The sequence below is a fragment of the Spirosoma arcticum genome (assembly GCF_054779955.1).
The window spans coordinates 1-2,375 of record NZ_BAAGXG010000052.1; the positions used below are offsets into that span (position 1 = coordinate 1).

A 2,375-nucleotide genomic window follows, 5' to 3' on the forward strand; every position below is an offset into this window, starting at 1 on the left:
GTTCATCCATAGCTACGTCTCCGGCCCCGGCCGAGTCAAGCAGGTCGGCCACTTGCTTCGTTTCGGTGGCTGACTGCGTCTGCACCGTTACCAGCGTCCCCCGCCGGGACCCGGCCGCACCACCGGTCGGTTCGCCATGGTCCCGGTCCACCGGGGCGGGCATTCCGGTGCGGTTCCCGGGCGACCGGATCAGTCCAGGTTGGACCTCTTCAGGGCGACCAAAGAGGGAGGAAAAGAACCGCCCACTGCGGTTGTCGGCTTCAGTGGGCGCGGTAGGCCCATCACTGGTGGCCACGTTCTGGTTGGTTGGCGTCGAAAATTCAACGGTTTCCCGGGTGAAGCCCTTCGCCAGCAGGCGTTGAACGGCCTGCTGGGCTTCCGCCATGGTGTCAAAAAAGCCGAATACGGTTTGCAAGGGTGCCATTGGCTTGAGTTTACCTACTTGAATTTATACGTAAAGGCAGGAATATTGCCGAAGCAAACCTACAGCCATTGGCCCGGATGAACTATGACATGCATCACCCGGCCACATGACCGTTACCCGTGCCGTCCCGACCACGATGCGCCCAAACCGTACGCACGTTCCGTCGGTAAACAATCATATCCATACCTATCAACCGTCATAGGCTGACCGGCCAGTCCTCCTCATATTTGTCGGGTTGAGGTTCACTTACTAAGCACTTACCCGATGGACTACGCGAATACCGTTATTTACATGGCCGATGATGACGCCGATGACCGGTACTTTATGCGCCTCTCGCTCCAGGAAGTTTATCCCGCGGTGACCATTGTCGAAGCCGAGGACGGGAGTGATCTGCTGACCATGCTCGATACCTGGAGCCGGGAACCGGCCCCCCAGCCGGTCCATCTGATCCTGCTCGATGTGAATATGCCCAAAATGAACGGGCTGGAGGCCCTGATGGCCCTCAAAGCCAACCCGTTGCTTCGCCATATTCCGGCCGTGATGATCTCGACCTCCGCCGAACCGGCACAAATGGCCATGGCGTACCGAAGCGGGGCCAGTAAGTACCTGAAAAAACCGGCCTCTTATGCCGACCTGGTTCAGGTTGCCCAGTCGATGAGCGGTTGTCTGTTGGGCGCGACAGCCGATTAACCCGTTTATTGCTATCCGGACCGATCAGCAACAGCACCGCTCAGTCATTATTCATGGACTGAGCGGTGCTTTATGTATGTTTACGTAGGGTAAATGCCAGACAACCAATAAGAACCCATCTAATCCGATGAACCTGACAAAACCTATTCTGATTACTGACCTATTATGGGGGTAAACAAAGCAGCACCGCCCTCCTTTCTGGCCGGGGGCGGTGAGATGGGCGAACGCATGCGCACCAAAGATTGGTCACAAACCGCCGTTGGCCCACCCAACCAGTGGCCCCCCAGCCTGCGGACCACCGTTAGTCTGTGCCTGAACGCCCACCTTCCCATCTTAATCTGGTGGGGACCCGACCGGGTCATGCTCTACAACGATGCCTACCGGCTGATCCTGGGCGACAAACACCCCCACGCGTTGGGGAGTACCGGCCGGGATACAGGGCCCGAGGACTGGGATACGCTGGGGCCAGGTCTCGAGGGGGTAGGTACGCGGGGGGAAGCCCACTGGTCGGAAAATCAGTTATTGATGGTCAATCGCAATGGCTTTCCCCAGGCGGCCTACTTTAGTTATTCGCTCAGCCCGATCTACGACGAATCAGACGGCATTGGGGGCGTCTTCTGCGTGGCTACCGAAACGACCGATACCATGCTGGCCGAGCAGCAACGACAGCAACTGGATTGGATCGGGCAGGAAAACAGGCGAACGCAACAGCAGATCGCGACCAGCGAGCGGCGGCTGGCTGCCATCATTCGGCAAACGCCCTTAGGCGTGGCCATCTTTCGCGGCCCCGATTTTATCATCGAATTAGCCAACCCGACCATCTGCCAGCTCTGGGGACGTACCCATCAGCAAGTGGTCGACAAGCCGTTGTTTGAGGCCCTGCCCGAAGCCACCGGGCAGGGGTTTGAAGAACTCCTACTGGGCGTCTACAAAACCGGAATTGCCTATGAAGGCCACGAACTGCCCGTCACCCTGGAGCGCCATGGCCAGTTGGAGACGGTGTACTTCGACTTTGTCTACGATGCCCTGCGGAACGCGGACGAACGCATCGAACGCACCATGGTCGTCGCCACCGAGGTCACCCGAGTCCGGCAGGCCCGCCAGCAGATTGAAGTTAGTGAAGCGAATCTGCAAAGCCTGTTTCAGCAGGCCCCCGTGGCCATTGCTATTCTGCGCGGCCCGCAGTTCGTGGTCGAACTGGCCAATCCGGGCATCTGTACCGTCTGGAATCGCACCGAGGCCCAACTCCTGGGCCACCCGG

Annotated in this window: 2 protein-coding genes and 1 pseudogene; 2 read left to right on the forward strand and 1 reads right to left on the reverse strand. The window is 58.8% G+C overall.

Features of this window, described 5'->3' with window-relative positions:
• Window positions 1-424: pseudogene (locus tag ACYVHB_RS32775) on the reverse strand (hypothetical protein); the annotation flags it as partial.
• 264 nt (window positions 425-688) lie between these two features.
• Between ACYVHB_RS32775 and ACYVHB_RS32780 the strand changes: the two are divergent.
• The gene (locus ACYVHB_RS32780; RefSeq protein ID WP_461056290.1) at window positions 689-1,114 is read left to right on the forward strand and encodes a response regulator; all 426 of its coding nucleotides are present in this window, start codon (window positions 689-691) and stop codon (window positions 1,112-1,114) included.
• A 165-nt stretch (window positions 1,115-1,279) separates the two neighbouring features.
• A partial coding sequence (locus tag ACYVHB_RS32785) for a PAS domain-containing protein (protein WP_461056292.1) occupies window positions 1,280-2,375 on the forward strand: 1,096 nt, incomplete at its 3' end.

Excerpts from the sequence above, each read along its gene's own strand:
- ACYVHB_RS32780 (WP_461056290.1), top strand. The coding sequence starts at position 689 with ATGGACTACGCGAATACCGTTATTTACATGGCCGATGATGACGCCGAT.